We start from the raw sequence: 25,040 nt of genomic DNA on the forward strand, positions 1-25,040 counted from the left end.
GCAGGAGATTTATAGACTTTTTGTCCCCGTTCTCACCCATTTAACAGGTCTGCTGTTGGTAACAGCGGTGTCTTCTAGCTTATTTGCTGCCACCGAGTTCTAGCTCTATGTCGCGCGCTTGATCAGCTTCCGTTGTCGGAAGAATTATTTCGCTAACTATTTCACTTGCCTGAACAACCATTTTATCAACGTCTATTCGCAACGCTAATTCCTGAATTTCAGGCTGTGCTAGTGTGTCAGCAAATATTTTTGCAGTGATGATTACGTCACAGCTTTCGGGGGTGCCAATAAACAATTCCGTAGCTGGGCTCAACTCTCGTTGAGGTTGCAACGCCCGAACCTCGATTTTGGTGTTCCAACTATCACTGCCGCTTGAGATAAGTTCATCAGGGGACTCTGGATGATGATCGCCCAAAAGCCCTGAACGAGATGAAGATCTTGAAGGTAATGAAGTTGGAAGCTGGTGTTTTGAGACCACAATTATTCGACCATTGTTACTATGAATATTGAGATCTATATAAACGTCTCGCGCACCGATACCGCCACGGTTCTTAAGCCAAAAGCGTATTGGGCGGAAAAATTCCTTCAGCACCAATGCAGTTACTCGCTGACGATAATAATTCTTATTGGAATCGGATATCTGTAGATTTGTAAGCCAACTTTGCGTAAGTACATCCGTAATACGTTCTACGCTTGAGTTTTTTTTCTCGGTCTTCGGTGGGGTAAAATCAGGAATTGATTCAAAATCCGTGACATCAACCACTTTAGTTTTCAACATCAATATTGCTCCTACGTCCTCACCTTTATCCGGATCCGCGAAACGGAGAATAATATCGGTAACAGGTCGAACAGACGTTGCTTCTGAGTCGCTCTCAGCGCGTTCAGCCAGTAGCGTTCTTAACTGCATCTCTATTTGCTTCGATAATTTATCCTTAAACTCGATAACATCAGAGTAGCTTTCTACGAGAGCGTGCGGGAATGTCTTTTTCTTGAACTCCCGCAGCTTAGCCAATTGCTCAAGGTCTAATTTGTCCGGATCTTGCTTTGCTTGGGAAAAATAAAGCATTACAGGCTTTCCCTCTGATGCGACGCGTTCAAGCTCTTCAATGGTGCCGCTATCAGCCATTCCAGTAGGGCTGCCCACGCGCGTCCAGAAGATCCCAACTAATAAATCACAACGGTCAACGACTTGTTGATTGATGATCTCTTGAGGCCGCTCCCCGTACTTTGGTGCGGAATGTGTTTCCCACCTTAAAGGCAGTAGCACTAACCGGCGCTCTGCCGCATTTAAGTCATTCCACTCTTGCATAGTTCTGACTGCGATATCTCGTTCGACGATAACGTCCGAGGGCGACGCGATCAGTATTCGGAATACTTGGGCTGGAAACGACATGTAGCTGTTCCCCTGGGTAGGTGATGGTAGTAACTATGGAAAAGCGGGAATCTCGGTAGAGATAATCTTTTCACAGCTGGTTTTTGGATTTCTATACCGAGGCTCATACCTAAGTATCACCGTACGAAGAGAATCCGTTCACCGCTAAGTATATCTTCGCATCCGATACATGGACGCTGTCCGGGTAATTTTAGCGAACTCGGCAGTATTTACCAGTGTACTGAGGTACACCAGAGAATCAGTGTGGGTATTTCAAAAAAACGGGAAGGGAAATGTAGTGTAGGTGGTTAGCAAAGAATTGCTTCCTGGTACATCACGTCGATGAAAACGAATAAAATCTCAGTCATTACTCTTTTCTAATTTAGGAAATTATGACGCTCGGGCTTTTCCTTGATCTGTTTGCTCTTGTTGTCGGTCTGGGTAGTGGAGTAGCTTTTTCGATGGGTGTCCTTAGAATAAAAGATGCCTCGCTGGATGTAATTGCTGTTGCTTTTTACGATAGCGGCGCGGCGGTCGCGAAAGAGCTTGCTCAACAAAAAACTGACTTTGTTTTTGGTTCCGTTCTACTATTTTTTTCCTTTGCACTTCAATTTTCTTCTAAAGCTATTACTGGTTTAGATGAAGTCGTTTTGCCATTCGCTAGAATGTACGGAGTCAGCCTGAGCCTTGTTTTGGCGTCGGCTCTGCTATTCCTCTGTTACCTCCTCTGGTGCGATTTAAGTCGTAAGCGGATGGAGAGAATAACAAACTTGATAAAAGAAAACGGTTAGCATTCCGATTAGTAAGTGCTTCTTTGTTTCTATCTTCTTATTAGCTAAGAACGCAATACATATCTCTCCTGAGCCTTACAACCGTACGGCAGCGTGACTACTACCGTTTCAATCTCGGAAATGAGGAGGTGCTGAAATGAGAGATGACTACAGAAAAGGGTTTGCGGATCAGACGAAAGAAATCATCGCTCCTTCGCTAAACGTAGAGGGGATCATACCTGACTGGCTATCCGGCACGCTTCTGCGTAACGGTCCCGCCCGGTTCGGCCTGGAAGACAAAACGCTGAATCACTGGTTCGACGGCTTGGCGATGCTGCACAGGTTCCATATCGCCAATGGCCGGGTCAGCTATGCGAACAAGTTCCTCGACAGCCCTGCTTTTCGAGCGGCTGAAGATGGAAAAATGCAATATGCGGAATTTGCAACTGATCCCTGCCGTTCCCTGTTCAAACGTATTGCCCAGGTCTTTACGGGATCGGCACCCGGCGCCAATGCCAATGTCTCGATCGGCAAGATTGCCGGACGGTTCGTCGCTCAAACTGAAGGCCCCGTGCCGATTGCTTTCGACGAAGAAACCCTGAAAACCATAGGTATCGTCAGCTACGGCGACACGCTGAAGGGCCAATTGACCACCGCTCACCCGCATTACGATCACGGCAGCCAGTTCAACTACCTGCTCAATTTTGGGCGCCAATCCACATACAACATCTACACGTTGCCTGACGGCAGCAGTGAACGTCGACTGGTTGGCAGCTACCAGACAGACAGGCCATCGTATATGCACAGCTTCGGGCTCAGCCAGAAGTATGTCGTTTTGATGGAGTTTCCCCTGGTGGTGAATCCATTAAGCATGTTGTTGCGAGGCAAGCCGTTCATTGCCAACTACACATGGCAACCACAGCGCGGCACCCGTTTTTCGCTGGTTGATCGCGATACGGGCGAAGTCAGCCATGCACATACCGACGAAGCCTGGTTCGGCTTTCACCACGTTAATTCAGCCGATCGGGACGGCAAAATAGATTTCGACATGATCGTGTATCCGGATGCCGATGTGGTGCAGTACTTCTACCTGAACTCATTGCTCAACAGGCCGAACCATGAGGTTTATCCGCAAAACGAATTGCGGAGATTTACGATTGACGTGTCGGCCGGCACGGTCAGCTCCCGCAGACTGGCGGACTATTCGGGAGAGCTGCCGCGCATCAACTATGAGCGGTGCAACGGCCAGACGTACCAGTATGTTTATGCTGCCGGCCTTACAAAAGGGGGTGAATCAGCCATTTTTGACAGTGTTGTTAAATTCGATCTGGCGGGCGACGTCAGGGAGTGGAAGCAGGAGGACCAATACCCTGGCGAGCCGGTGTTTGTCGCACGGCCAGACGCCCAACTGGAGGACGAGGGCATATTGCTGTCGGTTGTGCTGGATGCACCTGCAAACAATTCGTATCTTTTGCTGCTCGACGCGCGTGACTTGTCGGAGGTTGCCCGCGCGACTGTTCCCCAGCACGTGCCGTTCGGCTTTCACGGTGCTTATGTTCGTTCGTAGCTTCGGGGCTTGGCGCAGGTCGCCACCATCCCATCCTGGCTTGCATCGAGCGGGTGATCCGTTCACTGGATCGAATAATCGAGTGCGCGGCCGGCCTGGGCCGAATATAGTGCGATAACCGAGCCAGAATACGTTAGCGCACTGATTGCCACGAACAAAGCGTCGCGGTCCCCGCAAGTAACTAAAAAAATGAGTGGCGTTAAACCTGATCCAGGCCCCGCTTCATATCGTTCTTGACCTGTTTCCTAGCACCGCTGACTACTGGCTACCGAAGCATAGTTCCTACGGATGTAATTGCTAGTGTATCGCTCCATTAGTAGCGCTTTAAGGCTAACGATTCCCAGTCGTATGTGGGACATTTAACAGACTCGCCCGGAATGGCTGCGTAAAACCTACCGATTCTAGGTTTTATCCGTGAAACACAACGCACTCTCATGCAAATCGGACATTGCGGAGGCTTGTGAAATCTACATTCTGGAGTCTTATGAAAATCCTCCTTCTGGTTGCCAGTGCGTTTATCGCCCCTATATTTTGGACTCAGGCCCAGGCACAATCAGCATTGGATGATCATCAAATTGCGGCCATCATCACCGCAGCGCATGCCTTGGATATCGAGTCCGGCACGCTTGCTCAGTTCAAGTCATCCAGCGCGGAAGTACGGTTTTTCGCGCAACGGATGGTTGCTGATCATACGACGGCGCTTGAATCATTAACTGAACTGATCACGCGGCTTGGAATTACGCCGCGGGAAAATACTATCAGTCAGGGCTTGAAATCCAGCGCGGACAAAAATATTGCAAGACTGAAACCGCTGAGAGGGGAGGCATTTGACAAGGAGTACATCAATTTTGAAATCCCCTTTCATGAGCATATGCTCGAGATGATTGATAACGAACTGATTCACAATGTCAAGAATGAGCAACTGAAGGGCGCGCTAGTCAAGACGCGTCCGCTTTTTTTTCACACCTACGAGCAGGCTATCCGGGTGGAAAGCATTTTGAAGAAGGAACCGCCCCGCCAGAAATACCAGTGCTGTGCACATTAACGAGATGCAGGGTTGGAACGCTCCGGTTTACGGTGGTTTTGGTTCCGCCTCTGAAAGGAATCGCGCCGGTCTGGAATCGTGAAGCGTGAAGTACTGGCAGTAAGGCCGCGCCTCCGATCTATCCGTTTGACCGATGGGCGTGCCATCAGCCAGTCGAACTAGTGGGCCAGGTTCTCGTGGCTGGCCGAAAATAGCGCGACGATGCGTAGGACAGCGCCGGCGCCGCAGCGCAGTCTGTCATGCTGAAGCTTTTCCCCACCGCCCAGTTGCGGTCGCCGCGCCTGTCCTCGATCATGCCGTACGCATCTCGCATCTCGCAGCTCCGTCAGCGAGTCAGTTAATAGTTTGCATGCTTACGCCTATATTTTTGCTGACCCTAGCGCCCGTATTCATTGATTGAGATTCAAACGATATGCAAGGGCCGCCAGTGTAACCAGCAACACCGGCATGGTCAGTACGATGCCAACCTTGAAGTAATAGCCCCAGGTGATTCTCATGCCTTTACGTGCCAGGACATGAAGCCATAGCAGTGTCGCCAATGAACCGATGGGGGTGATCTTGGGTCCCAGGTCGCAGCCAATCACATTGGCGTAGATCATCGCATCCTTGACCACACCTGTGGCATTCGTGGCATCAATTGAAAGGGCTCCCACCAGCACCGTCGGCAGATTGTTCATGACCGAGGACAACAGCGCGACAAGAACACCCGTTCCAAACGCAGCTCCCCATATCCCGCCCTGTGCAAAGTAATCGAGCAGCCGGGTGAGGTGGTCGGTAAGCCCCGCATTGCGCAGGCCATAAACCACGAGATACATCCCGAGAGAGAAAATGACGATCTGCCATGGAGCCTCTCGAAGCACCTTGCGGGTACTGATGACATGCCCATGCGCGGCAACGGCGAACAAAAGCAGCGCGCCGGGGGCGGCGACGGCGCTGATCGGCACGCCTAAAGGTTCGAGGCCGAAAAATCCGACCAGCAACAGCATAAGCACCAGCCAGCCGGTGCTGAAAGTGATTCCGTCCCGAATGGCATCATTTGGCCGCTTAAGCTGATTCACGTCATAGCGTGCCGGAATACTCTGGCGAAAATAGAGCAATAACACCACGAGAGCCGCCGTGATGGCAGCGATATTCACCGGAACCATGATGACGGCATATGTCCTGAAACCGATCCTGAAAAAATCGGCTGATACGATATTGACCAGGTTGGAAACGACGAAGGGGAGACTGGCAACATCGGCAATGAAGCCAGCTGCCATTACGAATGCAAGGGTGGCCCCCGGACTGAATCCCAACGCCAGGAGCATCGCCATTACGATAGGTGTAAGGATCAGCGCCGCGCCATCATTGGTAAATAGGGCAGAAACCGCTGCGCCAAGCAGGACAATCGAGGCAAATAGCATCCGTCCATGTCCGCCGCCCCACCGTGCCACGTGCAGGGCCGCCCATTCAAAAAAAACCGGCTTCATCCAGCAGCAGGCTGATGATGATAACGGCGATGAAGGTAGCCGTTGCGTTCCAGACAATCTGCCACACCGTCAAAATATCGGCGGGATGGACCACGCCTGACAGCAACGCCAGGACAGCACCGAGCGTTGCACTCCAACCAATACCGAGCCCGCGCGGCTGCCAGATCACCAGGATAATGGTGACAAGAAAAATCAATACGGCGACAAGCACTTCATTCTCCCTTTGAGCGGCCCTCTAAACGGGTACCGCTCGCTGTGACTATCGGCTCTGGCAGCCGAGACAGTCGGAAAATCTAGAACGTGCTTAACGGCGTGTTCGGGGAAGTCCGGGAGGGTTGGAGCTTGGTAGAAGCGATATTCAGTAATATTTCAGGATTCGACACCGTCGCATCGCGTTTCACCGATCACTTGAAGTTTCCTACTTTGTAGCCATGCGGCCAGCCGCGTCGGGATTGCGGTTTACGAGTAAGTTAATGCGCTGAATCATATAAATATGAGGGAAAGTCAAGAGCGGAGTTTCTGCGCCAAACGGGAGGGCGATATGGAGCGGTCGAGCCGGGCCGGATACGGATGCAAACCCGGCACCGAGCTGGTCGATGATTGTGCACCAGAGCTTCCATTCGCGAGCGCGGCGAAGAGCCGGGCAAGGCGACCCTGCTTTGCGTCAGGCTGTCTCCGGCGCATCCGAAAGGAAGTGCGCTGGGATGGCATCGTGGAGCGGGAAGTATTGGAAGTAGGGCCGCGCCTCCGTGATTACCCGCTTGACAGATGGGCGTGCCATCAGCCGGTCGAAGTAGCGGGCCAGGTTCACGTGGCTGGACGAAAATGGCGCGACGATACGCGCGTAGAACAGCGCCGGGGCCGCAGCACAGTCTGCCATGCTGAAGCTTTCCCCCACCGCCCAGTTGTGGTTGCCGCGCCTGTCCTCGATCATGTCATACGCATTTCGCAGCTCCGTGAGCGATTCGCCAATGATTCCCAGGTCCCGCTCCGCCGCCGGCCGCAGCTGCTGGGCGATGAAGCGCTGCATAGGGGCCATGACGTAGAGATCGAAAAGGCGGTCCCATAGCCGCACGCTTAATTGCACAGGCGGGTCTTGCGGGATGAGACGAAGCTTTCCGGGATATCGCTGCTCGATATGCTCAATCATGATCGAGGTCTCGGGGACGATCTCGTTTCCATCCTCGAGAAGCGGAATTTTCGCGGTCGGCCACAACGTCTTGAACGCCGCCTTCGCCTCCAGATCGCCGAGATTGACCATTCGCGCATCGAAGGGCGTGCCATTCTCATAGAGGGCGATCAGAACCTTCCAACAATAGGAGGACAGGGGGTGAGAATAGAGTGTCAGGGCCATGATGCCTCTAATGGTTTTTTAAAAGGCCAAGCATACCTGCTGCAAATAAGGGTGCAAGCTAAGCTTTCCTTGATTGTTAACTTTTTTCGCGCTCCGCCAACCTTTTTCTATTCATGTATTCTTACCGCAAGACACGAATGCACGCGAGGGCTTCAGCCAACCTAGGGTCAGGACCCATAAACTGAACGAAAAACTCGGATGACGACTTTGAGCCCGGGATGGACCTCAATCAACTGGTCGGTGGCTTGCCGGTGTAAACTGCCAATTGGGCAGCGAAAGCCCGCTTGTAGGCAGGACGCGCTTCGCCGCGGACGACATAGGCGGCCAAGTTCGGAAATTCGTCCAGAATGCCCGAGGATTTCAGCCTGAGCAGCACCGACACCATCATCAGGTCGCCGGCGCTGAACGTACCATCGAGGCAGTCGGCATCACCCAAGCGAACAGAAAGTTGGTTTAGCCGACCGCGAACGCGATCTTCCACCAGAGGAAGGCGCTCCGCATGCCAGGGCTTGTCGCTCTCGAGCAGCCTCGCGGTTCCAAGTTCAAGGATCGGCGGTTCCACCGTGTTGAGCGCGGCAAACATCCATGTGATTGCGCGCACCCGGGCATTGGCATCATCTGGCAGCAGGCCCGCATGGCGCTCGGCGATGTGGAATACGATCGCCCCTGTCTCGAACAGGGCGAGGTCGCCTTCCTCATAGGTCGGAATCTGGCCGAAAGGATGAAGCGCCAGATGCGCGGGTTCCTTCATCGCACGGAACGAAACAAGGCGAACCTCGTAAGGTTGGCCCACTTCTTCAAGCGCCCAGCGAACACGCGTATCACGCGCCACTCCCTTGCCACCGTCGGGTGACCGTTCAAAGGCGGTAATGGTGATGGTCATCGTGAGGCTCCTCCTTGGCCAAAATCATGGGCTGCGGGGCTGGAAGCTGTCAAGGCAAACTTACCGAGATTGAAGACGACCCAGTTCTATGGCAACAGCATAAAATAGCCGATGGGCAAGCTGAGTTGATTTACACGCGCTGGATAAAACAAGGACGGGAAGCCTGCGAGCTGTCGCCGATGCTACAGGCTTCGTCCGATCGCTTATTATCCTGCCTCTGCATCCTGGGTCCGAAGTCTGCCCGCAAGAGATGAGCCTGTGCCAAGCGTTAGGCCTCTACGATCACCTCGAATCCGCCAAAGATTACGCGCTTGCCGTCGAACGGCATTGGGTTCACGTCGGGCTGCATTCGCGGGTCGGCCATCATCTTCTTCCAGGCTTCGTCGCGCACCTCGCGTGAGGGCCATGTCACCCACGAGAACGCCACCGTCTCGTCCGCCTCACGCTTGACCGCCATCGGAAAGGACGTCAATTTGCCCTCGGGCACGTCATCGCCCCAGCACTCGACAACGTTCAGTGCGCCGTATTCCCTGAATACCACGGCAGCTGCTGCCGCATGTTGCCGGAAGATTTCCCGATTTGCCGTAGGTACGGCAGCAACGAATCCATCCACGTAGTTCATCATTGATCTCCTTCACTGTTTGAATTGAAACGACCCAAGCCAAGCCTGTGGTCGTTCCTGGGTATTGGCGCGAGGGCCTTGCTTCCCCGAATGAAACGCATGCCAGCCATCTCTCAGGACTGCCCCTGCCGCATCGCAGAAAACCCCTCCGCCGCCTTTTGCACGTCAGGCGGAAAGTCCGCCAGCTCCTGCACCTGGCGGATCTCGATAATCTCATTGTCAGCCATCGGACAGCGGGACGCCCACGCAATCGCCTCCTCCTTCGAATCGACGCGAATCATCCAGTAGCCGCCGAGCACCTCCTTGGTCTCGATGAAGGGGCCGTCGGTGACAGTCGGCCGGCCCCCGGAGAACGATACGCGCGCCCCCATCGACGGCGGGTGCAGCCCGTCGAGCGCGAGCAGGACGCCGGCTTTCTGCAGCTCCTCGTTGTATTTCATCATTTTCTCGACCGCCTTCGCGTCCGGCATCGTTCCGGCGGCCGCGTTCTCATAGCCCTTCGGGATCACAAGCATCATGAATCGCATGTCACTGACCCTCCTTGCCGGCTTCGCAGTTTATCATCCAGGGCACGCCGAATTGGTCCATGAACATGCCGAAGCGGGCAGCCCAGAAGGTCTTGCCGAGCGGCATTTGCACTGTGCCATTTTCGGAAAGCGCGGCAAAGATGCGTTCGGCTTCGCCAACCGAATCGACGTTCAGCGAAACCGCGCAACCCTTGATGCCCTCGTAAGGACAGTGGGAGGGCGTATCTGACGCCATCAGAAGCTGGTCGTTGAACGACAGGCAAGCATGCATGATAAGGTTTTCTGATCCGGGGGGAAGCGGGCCACACCCGCCGGCGGCGTCCTCGCCGTGCTCGCCTTTGGGCGCTTCGGAGAATTTTATCATCGCCTTAAGGGTGCCGCCGAGACACTGCTGGTAGAACTTGAAGGCGGCCTCACACTGGCCGTTGAACATGAGATAAGGGTCAATTCGCATGGTGCTCTCCTTGGTTAAAAATGAAGTTGAAGGGTCGGGGATCGTTTCTTAACTCGCACCGGCCGTGGTACTTGCAAGAGTGGTCGCGGTGTCCATGACAGGCTTTCCTTTGAGCGGGTAATACAGTTGCTTGCATCCGATAGTCGAATGACGGGCCGCCAAATCGACATGGCGCTCTCGCCATCATGCAAATTCCGGACCGTCAGCTCCAAGCGCACGCAGAGTCTGTAAATCCTCTGCGACAGGCCGCACCTCGACGCAACCCCGTTTCGCGCCCGGAATCCGCGATGCGACCTGAATTGCTTCGTTCAGGTCCCTGGCCTCGATAAGATAGTAGCCACCGAATTGCTCCTTCGTCTCGGCGAACGGACCGTCCGTGACCGAGACCCTGCCGTTGCGCACCCGAACCGTACTTGCGGCGTCAGGCGGCAACAGCCGGTTGCAGCCGATAAGGTGGCCACTGCGCCGTATGCTGTCGGTAAACTCGCGGTATTCCTCAAAGTGCTTGTCCGCATCGGCGGGGGGCATTTGCTCCATCACCTTCTCGGCACAGATCAGGCACAGGTATTTCATGCTGTTTCTCCTCGTGAATGGCGGATTCACCCGATATTGGCACTTGATAGTCGCAGCGCTCAGCGATTCTCCGGGTGCGCGTGCGGGACGGTATCGGCTCCGGCGACAGTCTCGCGGATGGGCCGGATCGGGCGCACCTCGATGCTGCCCACGCGCGCAGGCGGGATACCTGCCGCGAGCGCGATCGCCTCATCGAGATTCCTGGCCTCGATCATGTAGAAGCCTGCAAGCTGTTCCTTGGTCTCGGCGAAGGGCCCATCGGTGATCGACACCTTGCCGTCGCGCACGCGCACGGTCGTCGCCGTGCGGACTGACTCCAGTGCCTCCGAGGCGAGGCAGTGGCCGCTCGTCCGGATCGCCGAGTCGTAGGCGACGCAGTCTTCATCGGGCAGTTCATCGAGGCGACCTTCATCAAGATAGACGAGACACAAGTATTTCATTGCCTTCCTCCTTCTCTGTCGTGTTTGCGTGTTTGCGTGTTTGCGTGTTTAGTTGGGCGTACGTACTCCTGGTCGAACGGCGCGCTGCCAAATCGACACTGCTACGCGACATTATTTCGCGATATCACTCCACAACATGACTACGCGACATCGCTCTACGGCATCACTACGGGGCCTCACTCAGGCAATTCAGCGAGTCGCCGCTCAAGGAACCGACGCTCAGGCGCCTGTCGAGCCAGTTCCAGCGTCCGCCGGTAGGCTGCCCGAGCTTCGTCAACCCTTCCCAGACGCCGGCATAGATCAGCCCGGGCGGCGTGCGCCAAGTGGTAGTCAGCGAGTTCCCCGCGCGCGAGGATCTGGTCGACCGACGCCAGTCCCGCCGCCGGACCGTCGCGCATGGCGACTGCCACCGCACGGTTCAGCTCGATCACAGGCGACGGATCGAGCCGCAGCAAGACATCGTAGAGGCCGACGATCTGCCCCCAGTCCGTTGCAGCGGCATTCGGCGCCTCGGCATGAACCGCGGCGACGGCCGCCTGCAGCGCATAAGGGCCAACGCGGCCCGAGACGAGCGCGCGCTCGACCAGCGCGGAGCCTTCAGCGATCAACTCCTGTTTCCATAGCGACCGGTCCTGTTCGTCGAGCAGCACGAGATCGCCCGCCGGGGTAGTGCGCGCCGCGCGCCGCGACTCTTGAAGAAGCATCAGTGCCAGCAACCCGATCGACTCGGGTTCGGGGACGAGTTCAGCAAGCAGCCGGCCGAGCCGGATTGCCTCGCCCGACAGGTCGGCACGCGTCAGCAGATCGCCGGCCGATGCCGAGTAGCCTTCGTTGAAAACGAGGTATATCACGCGCAGCACGCTGTCGAGCCGGGCTGGCAGCTCCGCATGCTCGGGCACTTCATAGGGGATGCGTGCGTCGCGGATCTTGGACTTGGCACGCACGATGCGCTGCGCGAGCGCGGGCGCCGCAATGAGGAAGGCACGGGCAATCTCCTCGGTGGTGAGGCCGCACACCTCGCGCAGCGTCAGCGCAACCTGGGCCTCGGGCGACAGGGCGGGATGGCAGCAGGTGAAGATCAGCCGCAGGCGGTCGTCCTCGACGCTGTCCTGGTCCGGCACGTCCTCGCTCGCCGGATCGGGGCGATCGTCGAAGTCTTCCACGAGGCTAAAACGTGCGCGCCGCCGCAAGGTGTCGACCGCCTTGAAACGTCCGGTGGATACCAGCCAGGCCCGCGGGTTGGCCGGCACGCCCTCGTGCGGCCATTGCTCCAGCGCGGCGCGAAAGGAGTCGTGCAGCGCCTCCTCGGCGAGGTCGAAGTCGCCGAGGAGGCGGACCAGCGTCGCAAACACGCGACGCGATTCCGCCCGGTAGATTGGCTCCAACTGCTCATGCAGCCCGATGGTCCCGGAGAGCCCGGCCGCAATGGGAACGTCCCCTGGTGACTGCTTACGGTCGTCCATCCGCACCTCCGCGAGTCTCAAATGACAAGCCCGGCAAGTGGCGGGATCGAGCCACCGGGCAGGGTTCCAGCTGCGCTATGAACGAGCAGATCGAGCGGCTTCCACGTGCCAAGCTTCTCCCAATATCGGAGCATCTTGAAAGGGCCTCGCGTCCTGCGGCATGTCCATTATGAATGTCGTTCCTCGCGCCGCTGCGCTATCGACGGTCACGCTTCCACCATGGCTTTCTGCCACGCTACGTACGTAAGGCAAGCCTATCCCCCAGCCTTCCTTGTTTCCTTCTTTCGCAGCCTCTGCTCTAATGAATACGTGGAATATGGACTCCATCTCATCCGGGGGAATGGGTTCTCCTTCGTTATGCACGGACAGTATCGTGCGCTCGATTACCAAAGCAATGTTGACTCGTATAGGGGTATCAGGCGTACCGTATTTCAGGGCATTGCCCACCATATTTTCTAATGCGCGGCGGATTGCTGATCGATCCCACCAGACCGTGACCGTATTGCCCATGAATTGGAAGCGGCACCCATGTTCGGCCGTAAGTTGATCGCAAACTTCCTTAATGACCTCTTGCAGGTCGAATTCCTCCAGGTGAAGGCGTGGCCGCTCTCCGCTATGTAATGCGGCAGAATCGAGCAGCTCCTGGATCATTCCATCCATTTGGTTCAGGCTGTCCAGAATTTTCCTTGCAAACTCCTTTGTCTTGAGCGGATCCGTGGTGCGCTCGATCAGTTGGGCATATGCGTGGGCATTCGATAATGGGTTTCTCAGGTCATGCGTCAGGGCTGCGATGAATCTTTGGCGTAGCGCCGCCTGCGCGAGAGCGAAACCATTCACCGACTCACGTATCGATCCGTCAATAGAAGTGTGAACCACAAAAACTTCACTCTCGTCGAGCTCGATACCATTCAGCTTCAGAACGTCAAAAATAGTCCATCTCAGTTGTTGATACTCGGAGATGACTGAATACGCATTGTAGTTTGTCAGGCGTGCGCGCTCGCTGCCGTGTTCACTTGCTACGGTGTTCCCTTCATTTGCCGTGACTCTGGGGTAGCCCGGAGAAATAGCTTGTGCAAGATTGTCGTACAGCGCGGGGAAGGTATTGATCAGGATAGGCTGAGCCAGCCGTTCGGCTTCCTTGACCGTTTGGCGCAGTCTTTTTGTCCATTCCGCCAGTACCTCCTCTTTGAGGGCGAGCATCCTTCTACCATTTGCAGAAAGTTTGCCAGGGTCAAGATTTTGATCGGTGGACAGGGTCACCATAGCTCTCCTTGTTTATCTTATTTAAAAAAGGTTGCGGTCCCATTTCGGCATTTTCGTAAATCACATAGTACTAGCACTAGCGTACTAGCGTGGTTCGTGCGGGTGGGCGTCCGCATCCGTCTCGTCCGGCTTTTTCTTTCGATCTTTGCGCTGAGGCAGGCCGAGCTTAGCAAGCCGGTTGAAGAGGTCTGCGGGAAGATGAGCATCAGCGATGCAACATTCTACCAACGTTCTACCTCAAGTCGAAGTACGGGGATTGGGGGAGACTAGCGCCGGCTGCGGCATTTGGAGGAACAGCCGGGTGTTGGCCGATTCGAGCCTGGACAATAATTGTGAATGTACAGATCAGGGCGTTTCATTAGAACTTCACCTTCTGGCGATTTTTTAATCAAGCGTCTTGTCGTAATGTAATCGTTGCATTTTTTCCAAGCTGAATTCGGCATTGAAGCACTCCGGCACCGTCCCTGTGAATGTATCAAATTCAGGATTAACTTTCCCTCTCAGGCTGATCGTTTCATGTCCCTCGGGTTTTTCTATCCATGCACCGCTATCCAGAATCATGGAGCCGTCATAATAATAAAAACCAACGAGAGCGAAACGGCCTGTAGCCATGTCAGCGCTTGATGACATTGGGTAAAACGAAAAGCTACCCTCGACCTTCCCATTCTTGTGGCCCGTAAGCATTAAGGTAACGCCGGTTTTTCCATCAAAGCATTCGTAGTGCCCAACCCATTTCCCGGAAATGCGCTTCGCATTTCCCAGCATTGGAGGGTCTATCGAGGACGCGCTCACGCCTGCTGAACAAAACACGATCATGGCCAGCATCGCTCCTATGCATTTACTGAACTTTCTTTGCAATTAGGCACCCGTTCTTTCCGGCATTTATATTCGAGGGAATTATTTAAAATATTACGTGTTCTGTATTTCGCGACAGAAATTATTGATTGTTTTCTTTCAGCCGACAAGAGCGGACGTTCCCCTTGAGCACCGGTACGTCGACCGGGGTGCGGATCAGGGCTTTTCTTCCGGCGGGTTTGTTCTTCCGGCAGACGCGGGCATCTCATTCCCGCCTGCTTGCATGGAATTGCCGTGCTGGATCGTCCAGCCGATAATCTCCCTTCCAACCTCATCGGCGCCTTTGCCGAACGCTGCGACCACTTCAGGCATTCCTTTGCCGTTCACCGGCTGCCGGGATTCAAAGCCGCGCGCGGCGAGGATACGGTTGCGTGCCGGCTGCGCGAGAACGGCATAAAACCGGACCACTGCGACCGTCGTTCCAGCGGAATGTTCGACATGGAACGCATCCAGATCGCCGCTGAGCTCGAGGTCCCGCGTCAGGTTGGGATTACTATCGCTCACGAGGCTGAGCCTGCCATCAGCGCGAAAAGCGCTTGCGAGCTGGTTGCGCAGGAGGACGGGAGGCGGATCGCTCCAGCGCACGCTCTTGTAGGCGCTGATCCGGTTGTCCTGGTTCAGTATCAGCACGCGTTGGCTGTCGGTGACGCGGCTGCTGTCCCCTTTGGCAATGTGCAGCGTCAACGGCAGCCGATCCGGTGCGGTCGCCGGGACGATTGACGAAGGTGGGAGCTGGTATATCGCGATGGTTTCACTAGGCAGGATCGAGCAGGACGATAGCCATGCGAGCGCAGCGATGAAGCCGAACCAACGCAGATATTGCCGGGATCGCCGCGATGTGGGGGCACTCATGGTTCGATTTCCTCTATTTTTTGACGGCCTGTGAGGTATTCAGCGGGGTCGTCCTCCAGCCGGCGGGTTATTCTCCTGATCGAGACGAGGGTATCGCGAAGCTCCTGCAGGGCGGGACCCAGTTCGCCGAAAGCCCGGATCCCCCCGCTCAGCGTCGCCCGGTTGTCGGCCAGCAGCTGATCAATCGACTGTGCGCTTTTCTCCACGGAAGCCATGGCGCGGTCCGCGCTCCTGAAGGCGTGGACACCCTCGTTGTCGACGAGCGCCTGCGCATCGCCCACCATGCCGGAAGCCTGCTGGAGGATAGCGTTTGCCTGGTTGCTGGCGGCGGTCAGTTGCCGGATCAGCTCCTTGACATTATCGTCCTGGCTGGCTATCGCGCCCGAAGCCCGTTCCAGATGGGCCACCGTTTTGGTCAGATTCTGCACATTGGCGGGGGAAAGTATGGTTTTCGCCTGCTGGATAACCTCTGTAATGCCCGCGAGGTTGCTGCTGCTTTGCTCCAGCAGCTTGGCGAAAGGGGAGGGAGACGCGACGATGACGGGATCGCCGTCATCCTTGGCGACCAGGTCAGGGCTCTCCGGCGATCCATCGCTGAATTCGATCACAGAGGTGCCGGTGATGCCGGTTAGCGCCAGGCGCGCCTTGGTATCCCGCTTGATGGCGATATTGCCTTCCACCCGCACCCGCGCCAGCACTTTTCGCGGATCGCTCGGGTCGAGTTCCAGCGCCGCCACCTCGCCAATCTTTATTCCGCTGTATTGGACCTCGCTGCCGACGGACAAGCCCCTGACTGCCTCGTTGAAGATGACCGTGTAGTAACGCTGCTGGGCGGCGCCCGGCCCCTTGCCCATCCATAAGGCGAAGAGCAGTGCTGCCGCGACCGCCAGTACGGTGAACGAGCCGATCAGGACATGATTTGCGCGCGGTTCCATCAATGGGTTTCCATAGTGAGTTGGCGGTTTGCCTTTTTGGCCGCCCGCCCGCGGGGGCCGTTGAAATATGCCTGCACCCAGGGATCCTCGATTGCCTCCACCGCGTCAAGCCTGTCGGCCGCCAGGACGTGCTTGTCCGACAGCACAGCGACTCGGTCGCAGATGGTGTACAGGGTATCCAGGTCGTGCGTGACCAGAAAAACGGTGAAACCAAGCGCGTCGCGAAGCGTAAGGATGAGCTGGTCGAACTCGGCGGCGCCGATGGGGTCCAGCCCGGCCGTGGGTTCATCCAGAAACAGTATGTCAGGATCGAGAGCAAGCGCGCGGGCCAGCGCGGCCCGTTTCACCATCCCCCCCGACAGGGCCGCCGGATATTTTTGTCCCGCGTCGGCGGGCAGGCCGGCAAGCGCCAGCTTCACTTGCGCCAGGTTTTCCGCCTCCGGCCGGTGGAGCCGCGCATTTTCGATCAGGGGGAGGGCAACATTCTCGATCACCGTCAACGATGAAAAAAGCGCTCCACCCTGGAACAGCACGCCAAAGCGTCGTTCCAGGGTGGAGCGGCGTTCAGGCGGCAGGCTCGAAACGTCCTGTCCAAGCACGCGCACGCGGCCTGAGGCAGGAGTTTGCAATCCGACAATCGAGCGCAGCAGCACCGATTTTCCTGATCCGGAACCGCCGATGACACCCAGGATCTCGCCGCGGTAGACATCCAGATTCAGCTTATGATGCACCACCTGCTTGCCAAAGCGGTTTGTCAGATCACTGACCTCGATGACCGTTTCCTGCCCTTGAGCTTGGTCCCCTGGCGCCTCGCCTGTAGATGCGGCGCGCCCGGGCTCCCTGCTTTTGGCGACCATGTGCCCGGCCGCAGTTCTTGCCGACTCGCTCGCCACCTCGTCCGAGGTCCCTGCCTGCCTATCTACCATTCCATTTCCATGAAAAATAGCGCCGCGACCGAATCGAGAAGAATGACGACGAAAATCGAATGCACGACGCTGGCAGTCGTGTGCTGTCCCACGGATAACGCGCTGCCGCTTACTTTCATGCCCTCCAGGCAACCGATCACCGCGATGACGAAGGCAAACACCGGGGCCTTGGACATCCCCACCAGAAAATGCCTCAGCTCTATTTGATCATGAAAAATATTGAGAAACATCACAAAAGATATATTGAGATGCAATGCGCACACCACTGCCCCTCCCAGTATCCCAGCAATCATCGCCAGGAAGGTGAGAATCGGCAGGGATACGAGCAGTGCCAGTACACGGGGGAGCACGAGCAGGTTGACCGGACTCAGCCCAAGCACCCGCGTGGCGTCGATCTCTTCGTTGACTTTCATCGACCCGAGTTCCGCCGTAAACGTGCTCGCGGTACGCCCGGCCATGAGAATGGCCGTGAGCAGCACGGCAAGTTCGCGCAGGAAAGCGAAAGTGACGAGGTTGACGGTATAAATGGTAGCGCCGAATTCAGCCAGCACGGTGGCGCCCAGGAAAGCAACCACCGCACCTACCAGGAAATTGAGCAGGCAAATGATCGGTACGGCATTGAGCCCGGTCGTCTCTATTTGCGCAACCACGGAGGTAACGCGCCAGCGCCGGGGCCGGAGCAGGCCATGGGCCAGCGCTTCAAGGGTGAAACCCATGAATCCGAGCAGGGCGCGAATTTCCCGCCAGAAGGTTTCCATCGCAAGTCCAGCCCGGCCCAGCATTTCGATGAGCGCCCCTCGGGGGCGCTTGCGCGCCGGTTGTCCGGCTGCTTCCATCGCGCTGGCGACGGTTTGCAGCAACGCACCGCGTTCGGCGCTCAGCCCGGACTCCGGCCCGCAGAGTTTTCCGGCGAGCTCGCCGCCGAGCAATTCATATAGCCGTGAAGCGCCGGCCGTATCGAGCGCTTCCAGACCGGTCAGGTCAACGTTGCCCGCGTCATACTGGGCCGCGCTCAGGTCGCCAGCCTCGGCGCGCAGGCGGGCGATCTGCTCGCCCAGTGCGACATACTTGTCGAGCGTCCAGTCTCCGCGAACGATCAGGGTAGGCCGCCCGCCGGACTCGTCCCATGCCAGAAGCTCTGAGTCAGCCGTGGTTGTCACAGACCCCTATCTCCATAACTTTAGACGTCCAAAGCAGATCTTGTTGTTTCAATTTGGTTTATAGCACCCGGCGGAGTTCAACGGCGAACTATTCATTGAGCGGTGACCTTCAGGCGTTCGAAAGGCCGCTGATGGACGAGATACCTGAAGGGGCGTGTGACGTCAAGAACTTGCCCGAGACTACCGTAATAATAAGGGAACGATGTTTTTACAAACGGACAAAATGACGAGCTTGGGGAACGAGATACCAACGGCATTGTCACAATCCAGACTCCACGCCGGAACCGCGCCCGCTGCCGTGCCGGTGGGAACAGGGGCGCGTTGCGACGAGCCTGAGCGCCGGGTGGGCCCGCTGCTGCGGGAAACCCCGACTGGTTCAGGGAATATTCTTGGCGAAGGCGAGATTCAGGTAAAATATCCCTTTTCACCCGATGGACACTTCATGAATAGTGTTGCAATAAAAGGCAGCCTTGTCGCCATCGTCACGCCCATGCATGAAAATGGGGAACTGGATCTGGAGCGTTTCAGCGCCCTGATCGACTATCACGTGGCGGAGGGAACCGACGGCATCGTAGTGGTCGGTACGACCGGCGAGTCCCCTACAGTGGATTTCGAGGAGCATCATCTGCTGATCAGGACGGCGGTGGAGCGAGCCGCCGGGCGCGTCCCGGTCATCGCCGGGACGGGTGCGAATTCCACCCGGGAGGCGATCGATCTCTCCATTTTTGCCAAGGATGCCGGCGCGGACGCGAGCCTGTCGGTGGTTCCCTATTACAACAAGCCAACCCAGGAAGGGTTGTACCGGCATTTCCGCGCGGTGGCCGAAGCAGTGGAGATTCCGCAGATTTTGTACAACGTGCCGGGCAGGACTGTGGCTGACCTGGCCAATGAAACGGTGCTGCGGCTGGCGGAGATCCCTAATATCGTCGGCATCAAGGATGCAACCGGGGACATGGGGCGCGGTTTCGAACTGCTGAGCAGCGTGCCGCAGGACTTTGCCGTTTTTAGCGGTGATGATGCGAGCGGCCTGGCGCTGCTGTTGCTGGGCTGTCACGGCGTGATATCGGTCACTGCCAATGTCGCGCCGAGACTGATGCACGAGATGTGCGTAGCGGCGTTCACGGGGGATTTTGCGGCAGCCCGGACCACGAACGGGAAATTGCTGAGCCTGCATGCGGATTTATTCATCGAGGCGAATCCCATTCCGGTAAAGTGGGCCGTGGCGCAAATGGGTTTGATCGGGCCCGGCTTGCGCCTGCCTCTGACGCAGCTATCGGATAAGCACCATCAGGCAGTAATGGAAGCGATGCGCGACGCGGGGACAAAACATATTAACGGCTGGCCAATCTAGAAATTCAACGACGAATGACGAAGGGTAAAACGTTGCACATGAGATTGCGTATAGCGGCTGCATTATGCTTGACGGTGGTGATGGCGACGGGGTGCAACCTGTTGCCGGAAGGTAAAAAGATCAGTTATAAATCGGCGGGCAAGCTGCCTCCACTGGAAATGCCGCCTGATCTGACGGCCCCCGGCTCGGACGAACGTTATACCGTCCCGGACATCAGCCCGACCGGAAGCGCAACTTTTTCCGCCTACAATGCGGAGCGCAACAAGACACCGAACCCCTCCGGGGCAGCCATTCTGCCCTCGCTGGAGGAGGGCGGGGTGCGCATGGAACGCGCGGGCACGCAGCGCTGGCTGGTGGTGAGGGGCGAACCCGACGAGATTTGGCCGGTGGTGAAGGAATTCTGGCACGAACTCGGTTTCCTCGTCAAAGTGGAGCTGCCCGAAGCCGGCGTGATGGAGACGGACTGGGCGGAAAACCGCGCGAAAATTCCCGAGGACATCATCCGCAATACTCTTGGGAAACTACTCGATTCCATGTATTCAACCTCCGAGCGCGACAAGTTCCGCACGCGGATGGAGCGCGGAGAGGGCGGCACGACGGAGATCTACATCAGTCACCGCGGAATGTATGAAGTGATGCAGGGCGATGTGCGCACCGTCTGGCAGCCTCGCCCGGCCGACCCCGATCTCGAAGCAGAAATGCTTTCAAGGCTGATGATGCGTTTCGGGGTGGGGGAAGAGCGCGCCAGGTCAGCGGTGACCAGCACAGGCGCGCCCCAGGAGCGCGCCCGGCTCAAGGAGAAAGGGGGCGTGCTGACAGTGAACGAAGCATTCGACCGTTCGTGGCGCCGGGTCGGGCTCGCGCTTGACCGGGTCGGCTTCACGGTGGAAGACCGCAACCGCTCGCAGGGCATCTACTACGTGCGCTATATCGACCCGGATGTGGACAGTGGCGCGGCGGGAGCAGGTTTCTTTTCCAAGCTTGCTTTCTGGCGCGACGAAACCGCTACCGAAACGGCAGGCCAGTATCGCATACTGCTGAGCGAAGCCGGGGACAGCACGGAAGTCAAGGTGCTGAACAAGGAGGGCGCGACCGAGACGTCGAGCAATGCCAGCCGGATATTGAAGCTGCTGTATGAGCAGCTGAAGTAACCACGGAAGGGCAACCGTTTCAGGGCTCCGCGTTCTGCATTCACGGGACGGACAGGACGTGCAGGATGGAGGTGCATCAGCCATGAGCGATACTCTCGCGAATTTGCGCCGAAAAATTGACCGGGCCAGAGATCTGGGTTCGGTGGTGAGTACAATGAAGGCGCTGGCCACGGCGAACCTGGTTCAATACGAAAAATCCGCGCGTTCGCTGGACGACTACTACCGCGTGGTGCAGCTTGGCTTGAGCGTTTGCTTTCGCGGTAGGACACCGCCGGCAACGATGGCGGCACCGAGAGCAAAGGAGGACGCCGGAGTAACCGGCGCGATCGTATTCGGTTCGGACCAGGGACTGGTCGGGCAATTCAACGATGTCGTTGCGGATTATGCCCGCGACACGCTGGCGTCCCTGTCCGGTAGAAAGAAAATCTGGGCCATAGGCGAGCGCGTGCACGACCGTCTTGGCGATATGCAACTGCCCCTGAACGGGCGTTTTGACGTTCCACTGTCGATCAAGGGCATAACGCCGCTGGTCGGTGAACTTCTGTTACGGATCATGGTGCCGGGCACGCTGGAGAGCGTGGCGCAGCATAAGAATGGCCCCGAAAATAGACTGGAGCGGCTTTATCTCTTTTACAATCGCTCCGGCCCGGGTATGGTATATGAACCCGTCGCCGAGCGCCTGTTACCACTGGATGAAACGTGGCGTCGCTCACTGGCTGAACTTCCCTGGCCATCGAAGAATCTTCCCGAGGTTGCAGGGGATGTTGCCTCTACGCTCCAGGCGCTGGTCCGCGAGTATCTGTTCGTATCGCTTTTCCGCGCCTGTGCCGGATCGATGGCGAGCGAGAACGCAAGCCGGCTGACTGCGATGGAGCGCGCCGAGCGCAACATTGATGAGCTGCTTGAAGATCTTCAGAAAACGTTTTATCGGCAGCGGCAAAGCAAGATCGACGAGGAATTATTCGACGTTATCGCGGGGGTGGAGGCGCTCACGGGAGAGCAAGCTGGAAAGCGGCGCGAGTATCGGTAATCGCGCGCGGAGCGAACGAAGGAGCGAAGGAAGGCACGATTTGTAATGGGGTCATGAAGATCTGATTGGAAAAGGTGTACTTTGGTCCAATTGGAAAGGCACGAAAAGTGGGTAAGATGAAGACTCGGGAGTGACCCAATGACTCCCCAACGTAGCGGGTGCCTGTAGCCCGGCGGCAGCGATCCTGCGCCGGGCTTTTTCTTGGGCATCGGTCTCCTGAAGCACCCCATCCGACGTATACGACGTATATTTTGCCAGTTCCCGGCCGGTAACGATTGACGAGGAAAGCGCAAATGCGTCGGCCAGGGGGACGGGTGAATAGCAGAAGAAGCCATGCTAGCCCGGGTTTTCCTGTAAAGTTTCAAGCTGCGTTGTTCAGCTAACCCGGCCGCGGTCTCCCGCCCTCCAATTCATGCGCATCATAGCCATTCGCCGGTGGGCGCTTATTGCCGGCCCGCTTTTAGCGGCGAGCGTCGCCCTGGCAATGAGCTTTTCCGGTTGGGGAGCAGAAGCCTGTTGGACTGGCGCGGTTGCAGTTTTGTGCGTGGTATGGTGGATATTCGAACCCATACCCATTCCGGCCACCTCGATCATTCCATTGGCGGTTTTCCCGCTTGCCGGTGTCCTGCCCCAGGAAAAGATATCCGCCGCTTACGGCAACGAACTGATTCTGCTTCTGCTGGGGGGATTCATTATCTCTACCGCGATGGAACGCTCCGGCGCGCACCATCGCATTGCGTTGGGCATGGTGAACCTGGTGGGCGGCCACAGCAGCCGCCGCATCGTATTCGGTTTCATGATCGCCAGTGCTGCCTTGAGCATGTGGATATCCAACACGGCGACCGCGTTGATGATGCTGCCCATAGCACTCGCGGTGATTGCGCAGAGCCCGGACAGCAAACTGGCGGCGCCGTTGTTATTGTGTATCGCCTATGGATCGAGCATAGGCGGTCTGGGCACGCCGATCGGGACGCCGCCCAATCTCATCTTCATGCAACAGTATGCCCTGTTCACAGGTTCCGCAATCAGCTTCACCGAATGGATGAGCTGGGGTCTGCCAGTCGTGCTGCTGTTCGTGCCACTGGCAGGGCTATGGCTGACGCGTAACCTGGATTATAAGGGCCAACTGGTTATTCCCCCTTGCGGGGCGTGGCGCCCGGAGGAGCGGCGGGTATTGATTGTGTTCGGGATTACCATACTCGCCTGGGTGACGCGGCTTGAACCCTTTGGCGGCTGGAGCGGCTGGTTCAATCTCAAGGGCGCCAGTGACGCGATCGTCGCCCTGTCCGCGGTGGTAGTGATGTTTCTGGTTCCCGACGGGCGCGGTGGAAAGTTGCTCGACTGGAAGACGGCGGAACGGGTGCCGTGGGGAATTCTCATTCTTTTTGCGGCAGGAATTGCCATCGCCCAGGCGTTCGTCGAGTCAGGGCTGTCGAACTCCGTCGGCGCTCACCTGTCGGGTCTGGCGGGCCTGCATCCGTTGATCGTTATCGTGAGCATTTCGCTGATGGTCACTTTCCTGACCGAAACCACCAGCAATACCGCGACCACAGTCCTGCTGATGCCGATTCTCGCGCCCGCAGGTCTTGCAGCGGGCATCGACCCCCGGTTATTGATGATACCGGCTGCAATGAGCGCAAGTTGCGCTTTCATGCTGCCGGTTGCGACGGCGCCCAATGCCGTCGTGTTCAGTACCGGAAAAGTACCCATTTCCACCATGGCGCGCGAAGGGCTGGCGCTTAATTTCATCGGGGCCGCGGTTATCACGCTTGTTTGCTATTTTCTCGTGGCGTAGCGTCTTCCCGGAAAGCGCGGCGATGAAAAGACAGGACTGCGGGTCAGCGCGTCCGGGATTTGCGGCAGGGAATAAAGATGTGGAAAGAGGGTTGAAAGGGTGTTGACGGGGTGTTGAAAGCCCGAAGGGGAACCTGACATGCCTTGTCAGTTCCACCCCGGTAATACCGCCAGTGCGGCGTATTCGTTGCGCGCTACTCCGCCAGCCTCGCATCCATCGTGATTTTGGCCTTCAGAAGCTTGGATACTGGGCAGCCCTCTTTCGCCCTGTTCGCGACTTCCTGGAATCTTTCCTCGCTCGCGACCCGTATTTTTGCGACTACGCGCAGATGGCTGGCCGTTATCTCGAAGCCCTCGCCAATTTTCTCAAGCGTGACCTCGGCGTGGGTTTCGATCCGGTCCGGCGTGAGGCCGGCCTGGCCCAGCATCATGGAAAGGGCCATGGAAAAGCAGGCGGCATGCGCAGCCGCAATCAGCTCCTCCGGGTTGGTGCCTTTGCCATCTTCGAAGCGTGACTTGAACCCGTACGGTGCCTCTTTGAGCACCCCCGTCTCGGTGGAAATCGTGCCTTCACCTTCCTTGATGCTGCCCTTCCAGATTGCCCATGCCTTTTTGACTGTCATGATTTTTCCTTGAGTAGATGAGAGTGAGCGCGGGGAATGCTGCAAGACTACGGATTTGACACCCGCATGTCTGTGCGCTTCCGAACGCAGGCACGACGCCGCACGGGGCGAGGCCTGCCGGTCAAGCCGGTTGGGCGGGTTTCGGTGTCGCGTCCGAAACCGAACGCTGCGGCCCGGCGATTACATGTCCGTCCGCTGTTTTCGCGAGAGGTGCGGCCCGGCTCAAGTTGCTATGCGCTAGCTAACCCGCTTGGCTGGTGGCAAATCATCGGAACGGGCCGACTTTCAATAGATGGACAAGCTGCTGGGTGAAGCCGGTGACGATGCAGACTCGTGCGCGTGGTTGTCCATGTGTTCCAGGGCCCTGGACAGCGCATCCCTGAGCTCGCGCGCCTGCTCGGCCTGCATGACATACGGCCTGCCGGGGTCAGCCTCGGCAAGGTTCTGCTGTCCGTGCGACAAAAACGGAAAGCGGACAGAAAGCAGGCCATCAACCGGCTCGGATTTTATTTCCCATCCAGTTATGGGAAATTGAAAAAGATTGTTTTCCATAACAACTCC

25 protein-coding genes and 1 pseudogene are annotated in these 25,040 nt (G+C 57.0%); 7 read left to right on the forward strand and 19 right to left on the reverse strand.

Annotated features, from left to right (window positions below; translation table 11 throughout):
* Window positions 1–79: 79 nt before the first annotated feature.
* Entirely contained in the window at window positions 80–1,309 is a 1,230-nt protein-coding gene (locus C8R31_RS04670) for a hypothetical protein (protein ID WP_146164551.1), read from the reverse strand.
* A gap of 455 nt (window positions 1,310–1,764) precedes the next feature.
* Between C8R31_RS04670 and C8R31_RS04675 the strand changes: the two genes are divergently transcribed.
* The 3 genes from C8R31_RS04675 to C8R31_RS04685 all read left to right on the forward strand — a co-directional run bounded on the left by C8R31_RS04675 (window position 1,765) and on the right by C8R31_RS04685 (window position 4,754).
* Window positions 1,765–2,163 (forward strand): hypothetical protein, encoded by a 399-nt coding sequence (locus C8R31_RS04675; RefSeq protein WP_107692919.1) that lies wholly within the window; start codon window positions 1,765–1,767, stop codon window positions 2,161–2,163.
* Between the two features lie 136 nt (window positions 2,164–2,299).
* The gene (locus C8R31_RS04680) at window positions 2,300–3,709 is read left to right on the forward strand and encodes a carotenoid oxygenase family protein (RefSeq protein WP_107692920.1); all 1,410 of its coding nucleotides are present in this window, start codon (window positions 2,300–2,302) and stop codon (window positions 3,707–3,709) included.
* A 484-nt stretch (window positions 3,710–4,193) separates the two neighbouring features.
* Window positions 4,194–4,754, forward strand: a complete 561-nt coding sequence (locus C8R31_RS04685; protein WP_107692921.1) for a DUF4142 domain-containing protein — start codon at window positions 4,194–4,196, stop codon at window positions 4,752–4,754.
* Between the two features lie 145 nt (window positions 4,755–4,899).
* Here C8R31_RS04685 and C8R31_RS15810 read toward each other — a convergent pair whose 3' ends face one another.
* The 16 genes and pseudogenes from C8R31_RS15810 to C8R31_RS04760 all read right to left on the reverse strand — a co-directional run bounded on the left by C8R31_RS15810 (window position 4,900) and on the right by C8R31_RS04760 (window position 18,530).
* On the reverse strand, window positions 4,900–5,067 hold the full coding sequence (locus C8R31_RS15810) for a glutathione S-transferase C-terminal domain-containing protein (protein WP_146164552.1): 168 nt from the start codon (window positions 5,065–5,067) through the stop codon (window positions 4,900–4,902).
* A gap of 76 nt (window positions 5,068–5,143) precedes the next feature.
* Window positions 5,144–6,434, reverse strand: a pseudogene (locus tag C8R31_RS04690) (arsenic transporter).
* A gap of 453 nt (window positions 6,435–6,887) precedes the next feature.
* Window positions 6,888–7,577 carry a glutathione S-transferase family protein gene (locus C8R31_RS04695; RefSeq protein ID WP_107692922.1) on the reverse strand — a complete coding sequence of 230 codons (690 nt, stop codon included), beginning with the start codon at window positions 7,575–7,577 and terminating at the stop codon, window positions 6,888–6,890.
* 229 nt (window positions 7,578–7,806) lie between these two features.
* Window positions 7,807–8,460, reverse strand: coding sequence for a glutathione S-transferase family protein (locus C8R31_RS04700; RefSeq protein ID WP_107692923.1), 654 nt, complete (start codon window positions 8,458–8,460; stop codon window positions 7,807–7,809).
* Window positions 8,461–8,728: 268 nt separating this feature from the next.
* Window positions 8,729–9,085, reverse strand: coding sequence for a DUF1428 domain-containing protein (locus tag C8R31_RS04705; RefSeq protein ID WP_219907450.1), 357 nt, complete (start codon window positions 9,083–9,085; stop codon window positions 8,729–8,731).
* 110 nt (window positions 9,086–9,195) lie between these two features.
* Window positions 9,196–9,609 (reverse strand): YciI family protein, encoded by a 414-nt coding sequence (locus tag C8R31_RS04710; protein WP_107692925.1) that lies wholly within the window; start codon window positions 9,607–9,609, stop codon window positions 9,196–9,198.
* Window position 9,610: 1 nt separating this feature from the next.
* Entirely contained in the window at window positions 9,611–10,063 is a 453-nt protein-coding gene (locus C8R31_RS04715) for a VOC family protein (protein ID WP_107692926.1), read from the reverse strand.
* Between the two features lie 183 nt (window positions 10,064–10,246).
* Complete coding sequence (locus tag C8R31_RS04720) at window positions 10,247–10,636, reverse strand: YciI family protein (protein ID WP_107692927.1); 390 nt, start codon at window positions 10,634–10,636, stop codon at window positions 10,247–10,249.
* 59 nt (window positions 10,637–10,695) lie between these two features.
* Window positions 10,696–11,076, reverse strand: a complete 381-nt coding sequence (locus C8R31_RS04725) for a YciI family protein (protein ID WP_107692928.1) — start codon at window positions 11,074–11,076, stop codon at window positions 10,696–10,698.
* A 176-nt stretch (window positions 11,077–11,252) separates the two neighbouring features.
* Window positions 11,253–12,539, reverse strand: coding sequence for an RNA polymerase sigma factor (locus C8R31_RS04730; RefSeq protein WP_107692929.1), 1,287 nt, complete (start codon window positions 12,537–12,539; stop codon window positions 11,253–11,255).
* A gap of 75 nt (window positions 12,540–12,614) precedes the next feature.
* The gene (locus C8R31_RS04735; protein WP_258192546.1) at window positions 12,615–13,802 is read right to left on the reverse strand and encodes a sensor histidine kinase KdpD; all 1,188 of its coding nucleotides are present in this window, start codon (window positions 13,800–13,802) and stop codon (window positions 12,615–12,617) included.
* 384 nt (window positions 13,803–14,186) lie between these two features.
* Entirely contained in the window at window positions 14,187–14,627 is a 441-nt protein-coding gene (locus C8R31_RS04740) for a hypothetical protein (protein ID WP_107692930.1), read from the reverse strand.
* Window positions 14,628–14,813: 186 nt separating this feature from the next.
* The gene (locus tag C8R31_RS04745) at window positions 14,814–15,509 is read right to left on the reverse strand and encodes an ABC-type transport auxiliary lipoprotein family protein (protein WP_107692931.1); all 696 of its coding nucleotides are present in this window, start codon (window positions 15,507–15,509) and stop codon (window positions 14,814–14,816) included.
* A complete protein-coding gene (locus tag C8R31_RS04750) occupies window positions 15,506–16,444 on the reverse strand; it encodes an MlaD family protein (RefSeq protein WP_107692932.1) in 939 nt (312 codons plus the stop codon). Before C8R31_RS04750 ends, C8R31_RS04745 begins: the two co-directional genes overlap by 4 nt.
* Window positions 16,444–17,370 carry an ABC transporter ATP-binding protein gene (locus tag C8R31_RS04755; RefSeq protein ID WP_258192547.1) on the reverse strand — a complete coding sequence of 309 codons (927 nt, stop codon included), beginning with the start codon at window positions 17,368–17,370 and terminating at the stop codon, window positions 16,444–16,446. The genes C8R31_RS04750 and C8R31_RS04755 overlap by 1 nt, the downstream gene beginning before the upstream one ends.
* Complete coding sequence (locus C8R31_RS04760; protein WP_107692933.1) at window positions 17,364–18,530, reverse strand: ABC transporter permease; 1,167 nt, start codon at window positions 18,528–18,530, stop codon at window positions 17,364–17,366. The genes C8R31_RS04755 and C8R31_RS04760 overlap by 7 nt, the downstream gene beginning before the upstream one ends.
* Before the next feature lie 442 nt (window positions 18,531–18,972).
* Here C8R31_RS04760 and dapA point away from each other — a divergent pair, with 442 nt between their 5' ends.
* The 4 genes from dapA to C8R31_RS04780 all read left to right on the forward strand — a co-directional run bounded on the left by dapA (window position 18,973) and on the right by C8R31_RS04780 (window position 23,857).
* A complete protein-coding gene (dapA, locus tag C8R31_RS04765) occupies window positions 18,973–19,881 on the forward strand; it encodes a 4-hydroxy-tetrahydrodipicolinate synthase (RefSeq protein ID WP_107693449.1) in 909 nt (302 codons plus the stop codon).
* A gap of 38 nt (window positions 19,882–19,919) precedes the next feature.
* Window positions 19,920–21,032: an outer membrane protein assembly factor BamC gene (bamC, locus tag C8R31_RS04770; protein ID WP_107693450.1), complete on the forward strand. Its 1,113-nt coding sequence runs from the start codon at window positions 19,920–19,922 to the stop codon at window positions 21,030–21,032.
* Between the two features lie 82 nt (window positions 21,033–21,114).
* Window positions 21,115–22,062 (forward strand): F0F1 ATP synthase subunit gamma, encoded by a 948-nt coding sequence (locus C8R31_RS04775; RefSeq protein ID WP_107692934.1) that lies wholly within the window; start codon window positions 21,115–21,117, stop codon window positions 22,060–22,062.
* 412 nt (window positions 22,063–22,474) lie between these two features.
* Entirely contained in the window at window positions 22,475–23,857 is a 1,383-nt protein-coding gene (locus tag C8R31_RS04780; RefSeq protein ID WP_107692935.1) for a DASS family sodium-coupled anion symporter, read from the forward strand.
* A 193-nt stretch (window positions 23,858–24,050) separates the two neighbouring features.
* On the opposite strand, the gene C8R31_RS04785 is transcribed toward C8R31_RS04780, so the two are convergent.
* Both C8R31_RS04785 and C8R31_RS04790 read right to left on the reverse strand, forming a co-directional pair.
* Window positions 24,051–24,482, reverse strand: a complete 432-nt coding sequence (locus C8R31_RS04785; RefSeq protein ID WP_375136121.1) for an OsmC family protein — start codon at window positions 24,480–24,482, stop codon at window positions 24,051–24,053.
* 282 nt (window positions 24,483–24,764) lie between these two features.
* Window positions 24,765–25,031 (reverse strand): hypothetical protein, encoded by a 267-nt coding sequence (locus tag C8R31_RS04790; protein WP_107692937.1) that lies wholly within the window; start codon window positions 25,029–25,031, stop codon window positions 24,765–24,767.
* Window positions 25,032–25,040: the final 9 nt, after the last annotated feature.

The organism is Nitrosospira sp. Nsp2 (genome assembly GCF_003050965.1).
Taxonomy (GTDB): Bacteria; Pseudomonadota; Gammaproteobacteria; order Burkholderiales; family Nitrosomonadaceae; genus Nitrosospira.

Coding starts and splice junctions, on each gene's coding strand:
- bamC (WP_107693450.1), top strand. CDS start 19,920: ATGAGATTGCGTATAGCGGCTGCATTATGCTTGACGGTGGTGATGGCG.
- C8R31_RS04745 (WP_107692931.1), bottom strand. CDS start 15,509: ATGAGTGCCCCCACATCGCGGCGATCCCGGCAATATCTGCGTTGGTTC.
- C8R31_RS04775 (WP_107692934.1), top strand. CDS start 21,115: ATGAGCGATACTCTCGCGAATTTGCGCCGAAAAATTGACCGGGCCAGA.
- C8R31_RS04780 (WP_107692935.1), top strand. CDS start 22,475: ATGCGCATCATAGCCATTCGCCGGTGGGCGCTTATTGCCGGCCCGCTT.
- C8R31_RS04735 (WP_258192546.1), bottom strand. CDS start 13,802: ATGGTGACCCTGTCCACCGATCAAAATCTTGACCCTGGCAAACTTTCT.
- dapA (WP_107693449.1), top strand. CDS start 18,973: ATGAATAGTGTTGCAATAAAAGGCAGCCTTGTCGCCATCGTCACGCCC.
- C8R31_RS04680 (WP_107692920.1), top strand. CDS start 2,300: ATGAGAGATGACTACAGAAAAGGGTTTGCGGATCAGACGAAAGAAATC.
- C8R31_RS04695 (WP_107692922.1), bottom strand. CDS start 7,577: ATGGCCCTGACACTCTATTCTCACCCCCTGTCCTCCTATTGTTGGAAG.
- C8R31_RS04755 (WP_258192547.1), bottom strand. CDS start 17,370: ATGGTAGATAGGCAGGCAGGGACCTCGGACGAGGTGGCGAGCGAGTCG.
- C8R31_RS04710 (WP_107692925.1), bottom strand. CDS start 9,609: ATGCGATTCATGATGCTTGTGATCCCGAAGGGCTATGAGAACGCGGCC.
- C8R31_RS04675 (WP_107692919.1), top strand. CDS start 1,765: ATGACGCTCGGGCTTTTCCTTGATCTGTTTGCTCTTGTTGTCGGTCTG.
- C8R31_RS04725 (WP_107692928.1), bottom strand. CDS start 11,076: ATGAAATACTTGTGTCTCGTCTATCTTGATGAAGGTCGCCTCGATGAA.
- C8R31_RS04750 (WP_107692932.1), bottom strand. CDS start 16,444: ATGGAACCGCGCGCAAATCATGTCCTGATCGGCTCGTTCACCGTACTG.
- C8R31_RS04685 (WP_107692921.1), top strand. CDS start 4,194: ATGAAAATCCTCCTTCTGGTTGCCAGTGCGTTTATCGCCCCTATATTT.
- C8R31_RS04670 (WP_146164551.1), bottom strand. CDS start 1,309: ATGCAAGAGTGGAATGACTTAAATGCGGCAGAGCGCCGGTTAGTGCTA.
- C8R31_RS04720 (WP_107692927.1), bottom strand. CDS start 10,636: ATGAAATACCTGTGCCTGATCTGTGCCGAGAAGGTGATGGAGCAAATG.
- C8R31_RS04700 (WP_107692923.1), bottom strand. CDS start 8,460: ATGACCATCACCATTACCGCCTTTGAACGGTCACCCGACGGTGGCAAG.
- C8R31_RS04715 (WP_107692926.1), bottom strand. CDS start 10,063: ATGCGAATTGACCCTTATCTCATGTTCAACGGCCAGTGTGAGGCCGCC.
- C8R31_RS04705 (WP_219907450.1), bottom strand. CDS start 9,085: ATGATGAACTACGTGGATGGATTCGTTGCTGCCGTACCTACGGCAAAT.
- C8R31_RS04740 (WP_107692930.1), bottom strand. CDS start 14,627: ATGCTGGCCATGATCGTGTTTTGTTCAGCAGGCGTGAGCGCGTCCTCG.
- C8R31_RS04790 (WP_107692937.1), bottom strand. CDS start 25,031: ATGGAAAACAATCTTTTTCAATTTCCCATAACTGGATGGGAAATAAAA.
- C8R31_RS15810 (WP_146164552.1), bottom strand. CDS start 5,067: ATGCGAGATGCGTACGGCATGATCGAGGACAGGCGCGGCGACCGCAAC.
- C8R31_RS04730 (WP_107692929.1), bottom strand. CDS start 12,539: ATGGACGACCGTAAGCAGTCACCAGGGGACGTTCCCATTGCGGCCGGG.